The organism is Bacteroidales bacterium (assembly GCA_014860575.1).
In the GTDB taxonomy this organism is placed as follows: Bacteria; Bacteroidota; Bacteroidia; order Bacteroidales; family JAAYJT01; genus JAAYJT01.
The window spans coordinates 18,435-36,130 of sequence record JACZJK010000018.1; the positions used below are offsets into that span (position 1 = coordinate 18,435).

General features: G+C 43.6%; 19 protein-coding genes and 1 tRNA gene. 6 read left to right on the forward strand and 14 right to left on the reverse strand.

Annotated features, from left to right (window positions below):
- Positions 1 to 73: 73 nt before the first annotated feature.
- The 13 genes from IH597_04445 to IH597_04505 all read right to left on the reverse strand — a co-directional run bounded on the left by IH597_04445 (position 74) and on the right by IH597_04505 (position 11,350).
- Positions 74 to 1,108 (reverse strand): hypothetical protein, encoded by a 1,035-nt coding sequence (locus IH597_04445; protein MBE0661699.1) that lies wholly within the window; start codon positions 1,106 to 1,108, stop codon positions 74 to 76.
- A 226-nt stretch (positions 1,109 to 1,334) separates the two neighbouring features.
- Positions 1,335 to 2,294 (reverse strand): T9SS type A sorting domain-containing protein, encoded by a 960-nt coding sequence (locus IH597_04450; GenBank protein ID MBE0661700.1) that lies wholly within the window; start codon positions 2,292 to 2,294, stop codon positions 1,335 to 1,337.
- A gap of 78 nt (positions 2,295 to 2,372) precedes the next feature.
- Positions 2,373 to 2,555 carry a hypothetical protein gene (locus IH597_04455; GenBank protein ID MBE0661701.1) on the reverse strand — a complete coding sequence of 61 codons (183 nt, stop codon included), beginning with the start codon at positions 2,553 to 2,555 and terminating at the stop codon, positions 2,373 to 2,375.
- Between the two features lie 82 nt (positions 2,556 to 2,637).
- A complete protein-coding gene (gene selD / locus IH597_04460; protein MBE0661702.1) occupies positions 2,638 to 3,675 on the reverse strand; it encodes a selenide, water dikinase SelD in 1,038 nt (345 codons plus the stop codon).
- Between the two features lie 41 nt (positions 3,676 to 3,716).
- The gene (locus IH597_04465) at positions 3,717 to 3,941 is read right to left on the reverse strand and encodes a DUF3343 domain-containing protein (GenBank protein ID MBE0661703.1); all 225 of its coding nucleotides are present in this window, start codon (positions 3,939 to 3,941) and stop codon (positions 3,717 to 3,719) included.
- Positions 3,942 to 4,168: 227 nt separating this feature from the next.
- On the reverse strand, positions 4,169 to 4,777 hold the full coding sequence (gene yedF, locus IH597_04470; protein MBE0661704.1) for a sulfurtransferase-like selenium metabolism protein YedF: 609 nt from the start codon (positions 4,775 to 4,777) through the stop codon (positions 4,169 to 4,171).
- 6 nt (positions 4,778 to 4,783) lie between these two features.
- The gene (locus IH597_04475; GenBank protein ID MBE0661705.1) at positions 4,784 to 5,932 is read right to left on the reverse strand and encodes an aminotransferase class V-fold PLP-dependent enzyme; all 1,149 of its coding nucleotides are present in this window, start codon (positions 5,930 to 5,932) and stop codon (positions 4,784 to 4,786) included.
- A 234-nt stretch (positions 5,933 to 6,166) separates the two neighbouring features.
- The gene (locus tag IH597_04480; protein ID MBE0661706.1) at positions 6,167 to 6,580 is read right to left on the reverse strand and encodes a DUF4288 domain-containing protein; all 414 of its coding nucleotides are present in this window, start codon (positions 6,578 to 6,580) and stop codon (positions 6,167 to 6,169) included.
- Positions 6,581 to 6,612: 32 nt separating this feature from the next.
- Positions 6,613 to 8,589, reverse strand: a complete 1,977-nt coding sequence (gene selB, locus IH597_04485) for a selenocysteine-specific translation elongation factor (GenBank protein MBE0661707.1) — start codon at positions 8,587 to 8,589, stop codon at positions 6,613 to 6,615.
- A gap of 68 nt (positions 8,590 to 8,657) precedes the next feature.
- Positions 8,658 to 10,067 carry an L-seryl-tRNA(Sec) selenium transferase gene (gene selA / locus IH597_04490; protein ID MBE0661708.1) on the reverse strand — a complete coding sequence of 470 codons (1,410 nt, stop codon included), beginning with the start codon at positions 10,065 to 10,067 and terminating at the stop codon, positions 8,658 to 8,660.
- Positions 10,068 to 10,103: 36 nt separating this feature from the next.
- Positions 10,104 to 10,195 (reverse strand) — tRNA-Sec (locus IH597_04495).
- Between the two features lie 264 nt (positions 10,196 to 10,459).
- Positions 10,460 to 10,978, reverse strand: coding sequence for a hypothetical protein (locus IH597_04500; GenBank protein MBE0661709.1), 519 nt, complete (start codon positions 10,976 to 10,978; stop codon positions 10,460 to 10,462).
- 213 nt (positions 10,979 to 11,191) lie between these two features.
- Positions 11,192 to 11,350, reverse strand: a complete 159-nt coding sequence (locus IH597_04505; GenBank protein MBE0661710.1) for a hypothetical protein — start codon at positions 11,348 to 11,350, stop codon at positions 11,192 to 11,194.
- A 309-nt stretch (positions 11,351 to 11,659) separates the two neighbouring features.
- On the opposite strand from IH597_04505, the gene IH597_04510 reads away from it, so the two are divergent.
- The 6 genes from IH597_04510 (at position 11,660) to IH597_04535 (ending at position 16,150) form a co-directional block, all read left to right on the forward strand.
- Positions 11,660 to 12,838, forward strand: a complete 1,179-nt coding sequence (locus tag IH597_04510; GenBank protein MBE0661711.1) for a molybdopterin molybdotransferase MoeA — start codon at positions 11,660 to 11,662, stop codon at positions 12,836 to 12,838.
- Positions 12,822 to 13,622 (forward strand): radical SAM protein, encoded by an 801-nt coding sequence (locus IH597_04515; protein ID MBE0661712.1) that lies wholly within the window; start codon positions 12,822 to 12,824, stop codon positions 13,620 to 13,622. The genes IH597_04510 and IH597_04515 overlap by 17 nt, the downstream gene beginning before the upstream one ends.
- A 10-nt stretch (positions 13,623 to 13,632) precedes the next feature.
- Complete coding sequence (gene moaC / locus IH597_04520) at positions 13,633 to 14,079, forward strand: cyclic pyranopterin monophosphate synthase MoaC (protein MBE0661713.1); 447 nt, start codon at positions 13,633 to 13,635, stop codon at positions 14,077 to 14,079.
- Between the two features lie 88 nt (positions 14,080 to 14,167).
- Positions 14,168 to 15,097, forward strand: a complete 930-nt coding sequence (locus IH597_04525; protein ID MBE0661714.1) for a molybdenum cofactor synthesis protein — start codon at positions 14,168 to 14,170, stop codon at positions 15,095 to 15,097.
- 51 nt (positions 15,098 to 15,148) lie between these two features.
- A complete protein-coding gene (locus IH597_04530; protein ID MBE0661715.1) occupies positions 15,149 to 15,703 on the forward strand; it encodes an HDIG domain-containing protein in 555 nt (184 codons plus the stop codon).
- A gap of 156 nt (positions 15,704 to 15,859) precedes the next feature.
- On the forward strand, positions 15,860 to 16,150 hold the full coding sequence (locus tag IH597_04535) for a septum formation initiator family protein (protein MBE0661716.1): 291 nt from the start codon (positions 15,860 to 15,862) through the stop codon (positions 16,148 to 16,150).
- A gap of 9 nt (positions 16,151 to 16,159) precedes the next feature.
- On the opposite strand, the gene IH597_04540 is transcribed toward IH597_04535, so the two are convergent.
- On the reverse strand, positions 16,160 to 17,338 hold the full coding sequence (locus IH597_04540) for an RtcB family protein (GenBank protein MBE0661717.1): 1,179 nt from the start codon (positions 17,336 to 17,338) through the stop codon (positions 16,160 to 16,162).
- Positions 17,339 to 17,696 lie beyond the last annotated feature (358 nt).

Sequence of the window (17,696 nt, forward strand, 5' to 3'; positions counted from 1 at the left end):
TACCACCATTCGCGAGATAGGTGATTAGTTTTTGCTGGTCTGCTGCATTTACAGAACCAGGAGGGGTATTCCCTCAACTCAAACAAAAATTGCCATGAGAGATGAATATGACATCAAATTCGCTCAGCGATGTGGGAAGTGAATTATCGAGTTGGTAACCGATTCCGGCCTTATCCAGTGCGCGGGTCAGAACCACGGTTGGCCTTACAAGATCACCTGTTTCGGGGCATACAATAGAGGATATCCCATTATCATTATCCCAAACAAGCAAGGAATAAGCTATGTCGGGCTTCACTCTGATAAAATGACTTTTTGAGGCATCGTTTCCATTAAACTCATCGTTTTCCAGGTCAACTACTGCATAGAAAGTTGTATTTATAATGTCGGTTGGAGTCCAATCGAAAACAATTGACATTGTTTCCTGTGCCGGAATTGTATCTGTTACTTCAACCGATCCGATCATTTCGCCTGTCTTATGATCCAACATAGAAACGGTAAAACCTGATTGCGGTTGAAGGCCAAGGTTATTTACTTTCACAGTCCAGGTAGCGGTAGTGTTTGTGCTAACGATATTCGGGCCGGTTATGTTTGTTGCTGCAAGGTCGTTTGCATACAGCGCCGTAAGCTTCATGTCAAACACCCACCACCAATTCCAGTTGTAGGCTGATTGACCAAAAGTCCTGAATTTGAATTGGACAGTCTGACCTGCGAAATTACTAATGTCAAAAACAATCTCTGTGCCTGAAGAAGAACCCCAACCTCCGGCATCCAGGCTATGGCTCCATAGCAAATGTTCTTCTCCTGATGTAAGCAGATAAATTTCAGCAACTTCAGGAGTGGTGCTTGCACCGAGTACATCGAGACTTTGGATAATTATCAAATCTTCAATATTGTTGTCAAGATCAATGGCCGACGAAACAGCGGAAAGGTCAAAATTGACAATGCTTGACGACCAGTTGAATTGCAATTTCCCTCCGCTGATATTCCAGTTCTCGCTGAGTGCCCAACCCTGGTTAAAGTCGAAGTTATCGGACCAGAAAACGGTTTGGGAAAAAACCGTCAATTTGCATAGTGCAAAAATTATCAGAAATAGTATCGTTTTTTTCATTAATCCGGATTTCATTAATTATTAATGGCTATTGGTATAATAAATAACCATGTTCTGCAAAACTAGTTCAAATATCGAGATAATTAGTTATGTAAACAAAAAAAATCGAATCTTGTCATCCAAAACGGAGCGAAGGATCTCCAGATTAGATTCTTCGCTCCGCTCAGAATGACAAAAAACGATAAAATCAGCAAGCGATATAGTATCGCTTACTGTTAAGAAAGTATTATTTCTTAATGATCTTCAGTGATTGTTTCAGGCTGCCGGTGGTTGTGATAAAGTATACTCCGGTGGGAAAATCAGTCATATTAATAACCATGTTTTCAGTGTGGAACTGGCCAGAAAGGATATTTTCACCCAGGTGGTTATACATCACATACTGCGAACCAACTAGCTTACCGTCAATGTTCAGTTTAAGCATTCCGGTGGATGGGTTCGGGAAAACATGTAATAATCCTGATTGACTAACCTCATCAAGCCCGGAAATAGGTTCGAAATTAGCAGTCAATGTAAGATCACCTGCCAGCATAGTGAAATCGAAAATTGCCGTTGATGATACTTCTACACCTTGCTCATTGGTCCAGTTGAGAAATCCCCATCCATTGTAGGGAATAGCGCTGATTTCAACCTCATCGCCCAAATGATAAATTCCGCCACCTGTTACTTCGCCACTCTCTTCAGGATTAACCAACAAAACGAGTTCGAATTCCATCATTTGAAAGTTGGCAATAAGTGTCAGGTCATTATCGGGCATGGTAAAGGAGTATGTGGCATCAGTTGAAACAACGGTGCCCAATTCATCAGTCCAGTTTTCGAACATCCAGCCTTCGTTTGAAACAGCATTAATTTCAACTGCTGCGCCGGCTGCATAATCGCCAGCACCGGAAACTTCTCCGCCCTCAACAGGATTAACTTCAAGCGTAAGCTCAAATGTCAGAGCGTTACAATCCTGCGGGATTCCGCCATGCTGTAGTATCTTGGATCTTAAGATGGAATTGTTGATTGGCCAGATATCCTGCTCAGCAATTGCCCGGTTGGGTTTTATGATGATTACAGTTGGATACGCTCCAATCCCGTAGGTACCATTGATACTGCCACCTGGTGGATTTGGAATTTTGAAATAATCATAGTTGGAATAGGGAGGATTAAGCATTGCGGCAGTGGAGTGGTTTAGGCTTATCAGCATAAACCTCACATTGCTGTTATGGCAACCATAGTGCTCATAGCTGTCTTGCAGAACAGGGTAAGTCTGCAAACAGGAAGCTCAACCAACCATTGTAAACTGGATGACAACCATTTTGTCATCATCCAGATAATCAAACAGGGTGTGTTCGACACCGAAAACATCTGTCGCGGTAAAATTTACTGCCTGTTCAAGGGGCGTCTGGGCATTTAGCCAGAGGCCTGCCAGCATGAATGCTGCAAAAAGGGTAAATAGTTTTTTCATGAATTGCCGGTTTTAATTTAATAAACAAAGAAAAGCATTATTTTGTTAGGAAGATCAAATTCGCTTTTGAAAAATCAATATCTCATAACCCACAAATCAGGCTCCTTTCAGCCAGGTCAATGACTTCGCCAACAACTGTTGTTTTCTCAAAACCAGCTTCTCTTAATTCCCTGACCATGCTGTCAGCATCCGTTGATTTGCAGCAAATGAATAAACCCCCGGAGGTTTGCGCATCCATGATCAGCATTTTGTGTTCATAGCTTAATGATGGATCAAACAAAGAGTCATTTTCAGTAAATTCAAGATTCCGGAAACATGCGCCCGGGATGCAACCCAGGTTCAATAATTCCATGCTTCCTTCAAAAACCGGAAGTTTCTCAGCAAAAATCTTTATTGAAACGTACGACGCTTTGGCCATTTTGAGAGCATGACCTGCCAGACCAAATCCGGTTATATCAGTGGCGCATTTTACGCCGTATTTCTGAATGATTGGCACAGCAGCTTTGTTGAGCTGTTTCATGCTTTCCAACACTGCCTGGTAATGTTCCTGCTTAACTTCTCCGATCCTTTGCCCGGCCATAATAATCCCTGCGCTCAGGGGTTTGGTCAGAATCAGGACATCGCCGGGAATTGCTGCTGCGTTTGTGATTATTTTTTCAGGATGTACAATGCCTGTCACGGCAAGGCCATATTTTGGAACATCATCCACGATGGTATGCCCGCCCATGATTACGCCGCCCGCTTCTATCACTTTTTGAATCCCACCCCGTAAAATTTCGTGTAAAACGTCAAGTGGTACATTGGCCGGAAATGCAACGATGTTTAGCGCTGTTAAGACTTCTCCGCCCATAGCATACACATCGCTGAGGGCATTGGCTGCGGCAATCTGGCCAAACTCAAAAGGATCTGAACAAACGGGAGAGAAAAAATCAGTGGTTTGAATCAATGCCAGTTCATCGTTGATTTTATAAACTCCTGCATCGTCATGGGTTTCTATATCAACAAGAAGATTTGGATGTGGGGTGGCCGGCAATCCTGCGAGTGCCTGACTCAGTGCCGCTGCTGGTAATTTAGCCGAGCAGCCTCCGTATTCAACTGTGCTTAACAGATCGTATTTCATAATTCAGCAAACATTTTTTTTGAACAAGATGATTTTCCTCATCACGGCTGCATTGAAATTCTGTATTGTATGTCGTTTTCATCAAGAACATCTGCAATGGTCTTGGGTTCGCTAATGTCAGGACTTATCCTGATTGACATACCGCAATCCGACGAAATATTTTTAGGTGTGGGAATGATTTCATGTTTGATTCCTCTGCTAATCAAAAGCTTTTCGGCTTTTAAAACGTGGTGGGTTGAGCTGAATGTAAAAATGTGATAAGGCATTCTAAATTCAAGATTAATCAAATACAGATATGGCTAAGGCCTTTTGTTTACTGAACTTAAGTGAAATGCTACTTAAATATCCAAGGCCTTGTCATCCTGAACGAATTGAAGGAACTCTATTTGTCTGTAAATTAGATTCTTCGCTGCCCTCAGAATGACAAAAAACAGCAACCTCACAAGTTTTGAGACTCAAGTGTAAAACTTTAAGGCCCGGGGCTTTAGCCCCATTATGGATACAGAACTTTTGCAGCATTGCTCAAAATATTTAGTATGTCGTACATATTGGAAACGATACCAACGCCCAGCTCTTCTTTCTTTTTGTAATAATCGAGGCAGGTTCCGCAAACGAGAATCTTTACACCTTCTTTTTCAAGTTTTAATAAAGAATCAATAACCAGTGAGTCTTTGAGAGCCAGGAAAATCCCTGAGTTCATAAAGACCAATGATTTAGGTCTATTATCAATTTCAGGCAAGGTATTGATAAAACCTTTGATCAATAACTCACCAAGTTCATCATTCCCTTGTCCCAGCTTATTCTTCTGAATTGCGATCACATAATCCGAAGAAACCGGCATCGGAGTCTTACAATAATCCTCTGCCTTGGTTTCTTCCAGAATAACTCCGGTTTTGCTTACTTTCAGCCGGAAGACTTTTCCCTGTTTCTCGGTAGAAATGCTCATATTGTGCTCTTCCAGAAAGCGGCTGACATTTTTTACCGAGGTTTCATTGTCAATAAGTATTTCAAGGGTTTCGTTTTCAGAAATTTCACTCAACGCCTTTTTGGTCATGATTAGGGGCATTGGGCACATTTTCCCTTGTGCATCAACAGTTTTCATAGCAGCTTATTTTTTGCTTAGTAATTCTTTCATTGCATTTGCCGTGTAATTGATATCGTCTTCAGTATTGAATGCCCCGATGCTGAACCTTACGGTTCCCTGCGGAAAACTACCGATGGTTTTATGCGCCAGTGGTGAGCAGTGCAAACCCGATCGTGTCATAATACCGTATTTTTGGTCAAGCATTTGAGAAAGTTCGCTTGGAAGCATGTTTTTAATATTGATGGAAACAAGTGGCAGGCGGCTTTCAGTTCCTTCGGGGCCGTAAACAATAACGTTGCCGAGGTTCTTTAGTTCACGGATCAGGTGTTCGAGTAATCCCAATTGTAAATGCCGGATATTTTCCAGGCCCTTTTTCATCACGTATTCCAATCCAGCCTTCAATCCAATGATGCCGACAGTGTTTGGCGTTCCGGCTTCCAGCCTGTCGGGGTAAAAAGCCGGGTGTTCATCCGACTCTGAATGGCTGCCCGATCCACCATGAATGAAAGTGTCAATTTGAACATCTTTATTAATGCACAAGCCACCAATTCCCGGAGGACCGTAAAGCTTCTTATGTCCGGTAAAAGCCAGGATGTCAATATGATCCTGATGCATATCAATGTTAATGAACCCGGCAGTTTGAGCGGCATCTACCAGGAAAACCGCTCCATGTTCCCTGCATATCTTTCCAATTTCTCTGATGGGTTGAACCGTTCCGGCAACATTTGAACCATGAATGGTGGCCACCATTTTTGTGTTCGGACGAAAAAGGCTTTTCAGATGCTCCAGGTCTATAAATCCAGCATTGTCGCACCTGGCAACTGATAATTCTATGATGCCATTTCGCTCAAGATATTTCAGCGGCCTGTGTATTGAATTGTGTTCCATATGGCTGATAATGGCATGATCGCCCGGCTTCAGCACCCCTTTGATCGCGATGTTCAATGCCAGTGTGGCATTGGCAGAAAAGATCACCCTTTCGGAATTATCAAGGTTGAAAAACCTGGCAAGCAATTCGCGTGTTTCAAACACTTCCCTGGCAGCCTTCACGGATAAGGCATGTGCCGAACGCCCCGGGCTTGCTCCGTAGTTGTTAATGTAATCGCTCATTGCCTGAACCACGGCAGCTGGCTTGGGAAATGAGGTAGCGGAATTATCGAGGTAGATTTTCATTGGGATTATTCTGGTTTTATCCGTATAATTTTAAAATAGAACACTGATTTCACTGATTTGAACTGATTTTTTTCTTGTTGCTAATGTCACTGCTAACTTTAATGCTATAGTTACAGTAGTGGATTTGCGAGTTGCATCTGTGTCCACCTCTACAAAGCCCACACGGAGCAGTGAAGGTAAAAACTACCACTAAGCCCCGTTCCGAAGCTGTGGGATTGGCTATACCTTGACGGCTTAAGTTTTTTGATTAGGTTTTTGTTTTGGTTTTATCAAGTTCATGAGTTCCTTCTTTTCAAAAGGCATTCTCATTGTCCTACGGTTGCTAATAAATCCGTAATCAGTCCACATTAATTCTGAACCATCTTCAATGTCTTCATAAATCGGTAACAAATCCCCAATTCCGACGAAAATCCATTCCATCTCAATTTTGTCCGCATTTATGAATTTGTATTCGCCTTCTCTTCCAATCTTTACGGCTTTGTCAAATGCTTGCTCTATGGAACTTGCCTTAATCAAATGATGATTACCCCAAGTATTTACTCTTCGTAATTCTTGTGCCTCATCACGGTTGACTGGTTCGCATTTTTCTATAATTTCAACGATATACCAATCTCCGTTTTCGTTTAATATTTTCTCTAGTGTTTTCATTTCATAGATTATTTCCAACTTATCTATATCTTCTATTGACTATTCTTAATAAGATCCTTCCCGGCATCAGTGATAAACAATGTTGTTTCAACTCCCGCTCCGGTTTCCATCCAGATCAGCTTTTCGGATTCCAGTATCTGGATCAGGAGCGCACGCAGACGTTTGGTTCCCAAAGACTCTTTAAATGCCATTATTTCAACACCGTTTTCATTTTCAGCTAGTCGGCTCAATACAAGGCTTCGGTATTTGTTAAGGATTGTGCTGTGGATGAAATCGGATTTAAAGAATTGTATTTTCCCGTTTACAGCCAGATAAGTCATGTATGATTTAAGCTTCTGTTTCTGTATATTACGGTTTGCTGCCTTATCCTCAATTTCGGAAAGCACAGGTTTGTTTTCGCCAAAACTCAGGATTTCCTGCTCGAGCCATGCGATTTCTTCCAGGCTTTTTTTGTCGAAGTTTGGTTTGTGCCCCTTAATGATCCAGGTGTTGTTCAGGCAATCCAGACGGTTTTCTGCCTGAAGTTGTTTCAGCAGTAAATCAAGATAAATTTTGCCTGTGTTTATTTTGTTTAACGCCAGTTTGCCGGATAGCTCAGTAAGTTCCAGCCCTTCGGCAGACAATGGATTTTTTTCATGATTTTCAGACAGGATTTTAAGAATTTTTTCCCTGAACGAGTTGTCATATTGTCCGCTCACAAGAATAGCAACAGCATCAGACCTGTATAATTTAAATTCTGCATCCGGATTTTCAATTTCAGCCGCGATCTCTTCGTTTTTTAAATTGAGCCTTACGGCAATCTCTGCGGAGGTAAATGGCCTGAATTCTTTTTTCAGCGCTGCATTGATCATTTCCTTCAGGCTGTTGTTGCTCAAAATACTGGTACTCATCCGTGTGAGCTCATCAATAAGCCTGGCGGTTCGTTTCCGGTGATGCAGGGGAGAGGTTTCAATAATATATCCACCTCCCAGGGTTTTGTCTTCCGATGAATTGCGGATAATAAATTTGTCTTTACTCATCAGTACGGCGGGCTTGGCGAGGTGTATCTGGGCAATGGCATCTTCGTTTCCCTTCACCTTATCTTTGTTCAGCAGATGCAAGCGTGCCTGGCATTCAAAGGTTCCGGAAATAAAGATTACGTTTGACCAGATTGGAAGAGAAATGTCTTTATCAAAAAGTTGAACCCAGGCATCAATCATTTGTGTTGATTCAACGGGTTTATCACATAGGATCATTCCCCTTTCAAAATCTTCGCGCTTTAACCCGATAAGATTGATGGCTGCGCGGTCGCCTGCTATCACTCGCTCAACCGTCATTCCATGCCTCTCAATGGATCGCACCCTGAGTTTTTGGTTCGAACCCGGCAGCAGAAACACATCCTGCCCTGTCGGAAGGCTGCCACTCATCACCGATCCGGTAACCACACTGCCAAACCCTTTGACGGAAAAGATGCGGTCAATATACATTCTGAAAAGCTTGCCTGTTTCACGTTCTTCAATGCCTGAAATAGCAGCGGCAATTAAGTGAATAAGTTCCTCTTTGCCTTTGCCGGTAACAGCAGAAACCCTGACGATTGGTGCGTCCTTCAAAGCTGTTTTTGAAAGAAAGTCCGCGATTTCAAATTCCGCCATTTCAATAAGTTCTTCATCAACAAGATCGGATTTTGTGAGCGCAACCACAGCTTTTTTAATCCCAAGCGCCGAAATAATGTTCATGTGCTCAACGGTTTGGGGCATGATGCCGCTATCAGCGGCTATGACCAGCATTACCAGATCAATGCCGCAGGCGCCCCCGATCATGGTGTTGATAAAATCCTTATGACCCGGAACGTCAATAATCCCCACCGACTCTCCACCGGGTAGGTTCAGGTAGGAAAATCCGAGATTGATGGTGATGCCCCGTTGTTTTTCCTCCTTATGCGTATCGCAATCAATGCCCGTCAGCATCCTGATCAGGGATGTTTTGCCATGGTCAATATGGCCTGCGGTGCCGATGATGAGGTGTTTCATTGGTTGCTGGTTATAGGTTGCTGGTTACTGGTTGCTAGTTACTGTATCACCGCATCACTGCATCACAATTAACCAACCTTTTTGTTAGAATCAACAATCACCTGTCCCACTAACTCGATTTCAAGTGGATCAATAGTGAGCATATCAAACAAAATTTTTCCTTTTCGAAGGATTCCAAGTACTGGTTTTTCATGGGCGAGGAGTTGCAGATACATCTTTTCGGCGTAAGCAGAACTCTCTTTATTCGATTTTCCGAACCTGATCATCACCGCATAACTTTCAATTCCGGCATCGGGTAGTGAACCACCACCGCATTGGCCTGTTGAATGAATGATTTCAGAATCTATTCCATGCTTGTTAAGAATTAATTGCAATCGTTCGGCTGCTGCAAGAATCTCTGTTTTCTCCCTGTGAAAAGCTTTAAAGATTAAATTTTTACTCTTGAGTTCTTCTTCACTCAGGTAGTAAGTGCAAGCTGTTTCAAGCAGGGCTAGCGTGGTTTTACAAACCCTCAGTGCACGTAGCATGGGTTCTTTCCGGAGTTTCTCGATGAGTTGTTTTTTTCCGGCAATAATCCCTGCCTGAGGACCACCAAGCAGTTTGTCTCCGCTAAAACAAACCAGGTCGGCTCCACTTGCCAGCGCTTGCTTTACATCAGGTTCGCCCGCAAGTGCAGGGTGATTTATTTTTCTTAAAAGCCCTGAGCCGAGGTCGTAAAGAACAGGAAGCTTGTGCTTTTTCCCAAGTCTGGCCAGATCTTCTGCACTCACTTCTTCGGTGAAGCCTTTGATCACATAATTTGATTTATGGGCCTTGAAAAGCAATGCTGTTTGATCGCTGATCTTGTTCTCATAATCGCTGAGCCGGGTTTTGTTGGTGGTTCCAACTTCAACCATGTTGCAGTCGGAAGCGGCCATGATCTCAGGTATTCGAAATGATCCGCCGATTTCGATTAACTCGCCCCTTGAAACGATGACTTCCCGGTTTTTGGCAAAGGTTCGCAAAACCATCATCACGGCCGCAGCGGCATTGTTGACGACCAGGATATCTTCGGCTCCGGTTAAAAATTTGAGAATGGACGAAGCATGGTCGTTGCGACTGCCCCTGGTTCCGGTTTTCAGATTAAACTCGAGGTTATTATAACCCTGAAGCACTTCAAAAGAATCCTTTAACATTTCGGGACTGAAAGGCGCACGGCCCAGGTTGGTGTGGATGATGACGCCACTGGCGTTATATACTTTTTTCAGGTTGCGGCTTCCGAAAGATTGAACGAGGTTCGTGACCTTTTCAATAATATCAGCGGGATCGGATGAAATATTTTTTTTTTGAATTTGCTGCCTGAAATGATCCAATGCCTGCCTGATGGCAAAGGTTACAAGTTCCTTTCCATGGCTGGAAAGCATTGGCTGAACTTCCGACGATGCCAGAAGTTTATCAACGCCGGGAAGGCCTTTGTAAGCCTCCGTGTGGTCATTCATAGCTTGATATAGCTGTAGTTCATGCGAAAAAATTTGCAGAGAGAGCAGGAATCGAACCTGCCACAGCCGGTTTTATCCGTCTGCTGCCGGTTTTGAAGACCGGGCGAAACACCAGTTCCGTTCTCTCTTTATTAATAACATTATCTGATTTGCAAATATAAACAGAACTATTTGACTGACGATGGGAATTTCTATGAAGGTTGAGTTGTTATTTCGATAGTGCGAAGGTCAATAACGATTTAGGTGGTTTACAAGTGACTTAAACAAAGTTCGAAGCAGTAAAAGGATTTAACTTCAAAAAATACAAAACTTGTACAGCCTTTTCAAGATCTGTTTGAAAACTTCCGGGTTTACACCGCCCCGCAGATAAATACCAATTATTACAATTCGGATTAGTAAGTGTTCTTATCAGATTTATGAATATCATTCCGGCGAAACATACCAACTGCATGAATGACAACGAACATGGCAATCAACAAAAGTGAAAGAGAAACTGAACTCCATTTGATTGAGTTAGCTATAGCAGCAATTTTCAAGGTACCGGAATTCAGGTCAGGAAATTGCCCGGTAAGAAGAACAATATGATGGTTCTCAACCAGGTCTGCCATCATGGCCAGCAGAGGAACAGCAGGGATCAAATATATGAATCTGTGTTTTTGAAAGCGCTTCCGGTTCAACAGGAAAAGTGAAAAAGCCAGAAACGACCCATAAACAAAGGGGAACAAGAGATCTTCCCGTTTGTGAAATCTGATGTAGTGCTGCCTTCCCTGTTCGCCCATTGCTTGCAATGCCCTCATGGCTTCAGCCTCAGTGAACCAGAAAGGGTGAACATCCAATAATTCTGCATTCTCAGGATCGTTGGCATGTTTTACAACTTTGGATGAAGCCTTCGGAACTATCCACCTCATCATGGTGAAGCTTAGGATCAGCATGAGTGTCCACAATATCCAAAGAATTACAAGGGTATGATTTTTTTGTATTGTAAATATTTTACGTCATGATTTTATATTACAGCCATGTCAATACCATTATGCAAACAAAAACATAAAACCTGCTACCACTTGATTAAATCTTGCCTCCTGCTTCAATTTTCTCTTTACCTCCTCCATTTGGCTCACTGAAACCTATGTTGTAATATCGGGTTTACCTTTGTTTGTTGTGAAGACAGCTTTTTCATCAAAAAATCCTCCACCAGATTTGAACCGTATTTTCCTTCGACCCAGCATAGCGCGGTTATCGCGAAAGCGATTATTCATGTCTTGTATGCTACCACCGCCGCTCATTCGTGAAAAGTATAAACTCAAACAAATCTATGAAATCTTTCCCGATCCATATTGCCCTGTAAATGATTATATCATTAGCGTATTAGGAATGTAATTCCTTAAAGTTTGCCTGGTTTAAGGAATTAGAATCCTTGAAATAGTGTGATTTTATGGAATTGGAATCCTTAAAAAACTGTGATTTTGTGGAATCAGCATTTTTATTACCTGGTCTAACACTAAATGTTTAGGTTGACTTTTGGATCTATTCAATCAGAACACAGTTCCACTCGTATTAAGTACCTTTGCAAACCAGATTATCTGATCAAATCTATGATAACATTCGAAGAAGCGCTTGAAATAGTTCTCAGTCATGCAGGATTGCTTGAAACCGAAACCGTTGGTTTTACTGAGTCATTGGGCCGGGTGCTGGCTGAGAACATTGTTTCGGATATGGATATGCCACCTTTCGACAAATCAGCTATGGATGGCTATGCCTGCCGGAAAGCAGATTTAAAGAATGAGCTGGAAGTGCTTGAAATTATTGCTGCCGGACAACTTCCCGGATTTGAGGTTTGTGCGAACCAATGCTCCAAAATCATGACCGGCGCGATGATCCCCAAAGGTGCCGATTGCGTGATCATGGTGGAGCATACCCGTGTAACCGCAAAAGGCCTCATTGAGTTCACAGCCGAAAAGACTGCCGGCAACATTTGCTTCAAAGGCGAGGATATCAAAAAAGGTGAAAAAGTATTGTCGAAAGGTTTGCTGATCAAACCACAGCATATTGCCGTGCTGGCTTCGGTGGGTTGTGTGAACCCAACGGTTTATCGCAAGGCTAAGGTTGGAATTCTTTCCACCGGTGATGAACTGGTAGAACCACAATTTGAACCCGGGTCAGGGGAAATCCGAAACAGCAATGCCTGGCAACTGATGGCACAGGCCAGGGCCATGAATGTGGAAGCAACTTATTTTGGCATCGCACCTGATGAGGAAAGACAAACCCTTACGCTTATTAAAAAAGCATTGGAAACCTGCGATGTAATGCTGCTTACCGGTGGCATTTCCATGGGCGATTACGATTTTGTTCCTGCTGTGCTGAAAGAAGCAGGCTTCACTTTCCATTTTAAGAGCCTTGCCGTGCAGCCCGGAAGGCCAACTTTATTTGGCAGCACAGCAGAAAGGAAAATCTGTTTCGGTTTGCCCGGAAACCCGGTTTCATCATTTAACCAGTTTGAGTTATTAGTTAAGCCTATGTTGATGAAAATGATGGGACACGACCATAATCCGGTGATTATTAAATTTCCGATGGCAGTTGATTACCGGAGAAAAAAATCAGAACGCTTGTCATTTATTCCCGTATTACTTCATGACAATGGCAGCGTTTCACCGGTTGAATATCACGGTTCGGCACACATCAATGCTCTCAACCTGGCATTTGGGTTGATGAGTGTTCCCATTGGGGTCGAAGAAATTAAAAATGGAGAACTTGCTGATGTACGACCGCTTTAACCGAAATATCAATTACTTACGCATCTCGGTTACCGACCGTTGCAACCTTCGTTGCCGTTACTGCATGCCCGAAGAAGGAGTACAAATATTGGATCACACTGAGATACTGTCTTTTGAAGAAATCGTTGAAGTGACTAAAGAGGCTGTCAGCCTGGGAGTTGAGAAAGTTCGTTTGACCGGTGGTGAACCGCTGGTTCGCAAAGGAATTGTTCAACTGGTGGCCATGCTGGCACGCATTAAAGGAATTGAGGATCTAAGTATGACAACCAATGGGTTGTTGCTTGATAAATTTGCTCAACCCCTTGTGGATGGAGGGCTTCAGCGGATTAACATCAGCCTTGACACAGTGAATCCGATCAAGTACCGGCTTGTAACCCGAACCGGCGAACTTGCCAGTGTTCTTCAGGGAATTACAGCCTCCAAAAAGGCTGGCCTCGAACCAATTAAAGTGAATTGTGTGATTGAGAAGAGTTCAGATGAGCCTGATGCAAAACAAGTGGAGGAGTATTGCAGAGAAAATGGATTGGAGGTGCGTTTTATTCATCAGATGGATTTGCATACAGGAGAGTTTTACCAGGTGGAAGGTGGAATTGGCGGTAATTGCAGTCTGTGTAACCGTTTAAGGCTCACAGCAAATGGCATGATAAAACCTTGTCTCTTCAGTGAGCAGGATTTTGATGTGAGAAAGCTTGGTGCAAGAAATGCCTTACTCGCCGCGCTCGAAAACAAACCCGCCTGCGGAACAATTAACCAAAGCGGACGTTTTTATAATATAGGAGGTTAAGACCCAAAATATGAATGAATTAACACATACCGATGCCCGGGGCAAAGCCAACATGGTGGATGTGGGCCAGAAACCCGATCAGGTGCGGCAGGCCATCGCCGAAGGTTTCATACGTATGAAACCAGCAACCGTGCAACTGATCAAAGATAATATGATGAAAAAAGGCGATGTGCTTACAGTTGCTGAAATTGCAGGAATACAAGCCGGAAAAAAAACCAGTGAACTCATTCCGTTATGTCATCCTTTGGCGATCACAAAAATTGCCATAGAAACTACATTGGGAGATGCCGGTGTTCATGTTAAGTCCACAGCCCGTTGCACCGGTAAAACCGGGATAGAAATGGAAGCGCTCACTGCCGTCTCTGTCGCACTGCTCACCATCTATGATATGTGCAAGGCAGTGGATCAGCAGATGGTGATTGAGCATGTGAGGCTGGTGGAGAAGACGAAAGTTTAATTCAAAATTCAAAATTCAAAATTCAAGATTCAATGCGAGCCAGTGTTATTAAATAATTATCAGTGAGTCCGTGGCAACAAAAAAAACAATGGAAATTAAAGTAATATCAGTCAATATTTCAGAAGAAAAGGGAACGATTAAGAAGCCGGTTGACTTTATTGAGATCAATGAAAAAGGTGTGGTGGGTGATGCTCATGCCGGTTACTGGAACCGGCAGATCAGTCTGCTGGCAACAGAGAGCATGGAAAAATTCGGGAAGGAAGCCAACCGTGAATTCATACCCGGTGAATTTGCCGAAAACATTACCACAACAGGTGTCGCACTGCATGTTACCCGCCCACTCGACCGTTTTGTTATTGGCGAAACTGAAATGGAAGTCACGCAAATTGGCAAAAGGTGCCATGGTGATGGTTGTGCCATTTATCGTGAAGTTGGTAATTGTGTGATGCCAAAGGAAGGGATTTTTTGCCGCACCATTAAAAACGGCAAAATCAAACCTGGCGATGAAATACAATACCTGCCCAGGGTGATGCGAATTTACCTACTCACACTCAGCGACAGGGCTTCCCGAGGCGAATATGAAGACCGCAGTGGCCCGAGAACTGCTGAGCTGGTGAAAGAATTCTTTCGCCAAAACGGCTATGAAAGCATCATCGAAACTGAGATAATTCCCGATGATGCAGTTGAACTCCGCCAGAAACTGGTTGAAGCGGGCAATAAAAAATTTGATGTAGTTTTCACCACCGGTGGCACTGGTATCGGTCCCCGTGACATTACACCAGATGTGACCCGAACGCTCCTGGACAAAGAAATTCCAGGCATCATGGAGCAAATCAGGTTGAAATACGGACAGGATAAACCCAATGTCCTGTTGAGCCGAGCCGTTGCCGGCGTAATGGGCAGCACATTGGTATTCAATATGCCCGGCAGCGTTCGTGCCATACAGGAATACACAACCGAAATCTTTAAAAGCATCAAGCACATGATTTACATGTTGCATGGATTGGATCTGCATTGAAATTACACGTAGAGACGCAATGCATTGCGTCTGTGCTATAAATGATATGAAATGACACACGAAAAAGCTCTCGAATTATTGCATGAATACGTTAAGAACCCCAGAACAATAGCCCATTGCCTTTCATCTGAAGCGGTGTTGCGGGCCATTGCCAAGCGGCTCGGACAAGATGAAAATAAATGGGGTCTGGCCGGCTTGCTGCACGACCTGGATGTGGAACTCACCCACGACAAACCTGAAATCCACGGCCATGAAACCATCCGCATCCTCCGGCAGGAAGGGATTGATGAAGAAATCCTGGATGCCATTATCCGGCATAATGAAATGAATAACAGTGGTGAGCGAACCACAGTTTTTCATCATGCACTGGCTGCCGGTGAAACCATCACGGGATTAGTTACTGCAACTGCGTTGGTTTATCCTGACAAAAAGGTAGCTTCGGTAAAGACCAAATCCGTGGTGAAGCGCATGAAAGAAAAGGCTTTTGCTGCCTCTGTGAACCGTGAGGCCATCATGGAATGTGAGAGAATCGGTATTCCGCTTCCCGAGTTTGCCGAACTCTCCATCAATGCGATGGCGGGTATTTCCGAAGAAATTGGACTCTGATTTTTATTCAAGATTCCAAATTGAAAAATTCAAGATTTAACTGTACATCAATTCGTTATCCTAATATTGAATATTAAATCTGGAATTTTGAATTTGGAATTAAAAAACCCTGACGCTATCTAAAACGTTTATCTTTGCTCAAAGCTTTCCTGAACCATGTGGAAGAAAATTGCACGAATTCTTAAAAACAAATATTTCATTGCCGTTCTGGCATTTGTCATCTGGATGCTGTTTTTCGACCGCAACAGCATGATGTACCGCTATAAGCAAAACCTGACCCTCAATAAGCACCAGCAGGAAAGAGAATTTTACCTCAGTGAAATCGAAAAGGACAGCATCGCCCTCCACGAACTCTCGTCCGACACCCAAAACCTCATCCGCTTCGCACGGGAGAAATATTTAATGAAGAAGGATGATGAGGATATTTATTTGATTATTGAGGAATAGGCTGAGGCCTCACCCTTTAACCACCGCCAGCGGCTGCAGTTCAATCACGATATCCACAAGATCATCCTGGTTGCGCATTACTTCATCAATGTTTTTATAGCAGCTTGCGGCTTCATCAAGATCGCTGGCGGAGTGGAGACTGTGCAGTATGCCTTTTTCTTCAAGTTTGTGGCGTTCGGTTTGCAGATCGAGGCGGCGGATGGCTTCCTTGCGCCCCATCACCCGCCCGGCACCATGACTGCAGCTTTCAAAACTTTCGGCGCTGCCTTTGCCTCTCACAATGTAGCTTTGTGCACCCTGACTTCCCGGGATGATGCCTAACTGACCTTTCCCCGCCCGGGTCGCACCTTTGCGGTGTACAAAAACTTCTTTGCCAAAATGCTTTTCCAAGGCTGCATAATTATGGGCGATGTTGATCATGTCGTGGCCTTCAAAATCCAGGAAATCACAGCCGCTTGCCTCATTCAGTATCTCGCAAACCTTTTGGGCCATATGCTTTCGGTTCGCAAGGGCAAAATCAATGCAGTAGTTCATTTCGCTGATATACACCTGGCCTTCAACCGAATCAACCGGAAGATAAGCCAGTTGCATGGTTTTGGTTTGCGGACTGCCCCATTGCTCATTCAGTTTACCGGCCAGACGGTTGTAATGATCAGCCACCTGCTTGCCAATGTTACGGCTGCCCGAGTGGATCATGATCCAGATATGGCCGTCCGAGCCTTTCTGGAACTCGATAAAATGATTGCCTCCGCCTAGCGTTCCGACCTGTTTGAGGGCGCTGTTGTATTCCCTTGCTGTCACCGGCATGTTGTCAACGTCATAACCGGCAGGCATTAAAGTGTAATCCTGATTTTGTTTATGGTGATTGAACCCAAGGGGAATGCTTTGCTTTACTTCGCCAACAATCTTTTTCAGTACATCTCTATTAATATCTGGCAGGGAGGTTTTGATGGCGCACATTCCGCAGCCAATGTCAACACCCACCGCGTTGGGGATGATTACACCGTTGGTGGCCAGCACCCCGCCAATAGGCATCCCAAAACCTTCGTGACAATCGGGCATGATGGCCACATGCCGGAATGAGAAGGGCAGGTTGGCCAGGTTTTTCATCTGTTTCAGGGCGCCTTCTTCCACTTCATTGAGCCAGAGTTTGATGGGGATACGTTCGCTGTTTATGGTTTTTTTGATCATTTTCGAGCTTGATTATATTGTTACCACTTTTAGCACCTAAATTTCTAATCGTAACTGAAAAGCCTTCTGCGATGAGTTGGCAGTCGGCAATGGGCAGTTAGCAAATCGGGGCCAGTTAAAAATAATCTTAGTGAAATCTTAGTATGCTTAGTGTCTAAGTGCCTTATTCTTTCTCCAAAAATACAAGAAATGCCGGATTGGATTTTCCGGCTTCGATTCAGAAAGGAATTACAGGTTTAAGTGTAAGTCGGCTTTTTTCAGAGCCCTTTGAAGGTATGAGTGTCGTATCTCTCTTGATTCTTGTGTCTTGTGTCTTGTCTCTTGTCTCTTGTGTCTTGCCTCTAACTCCCTGCCC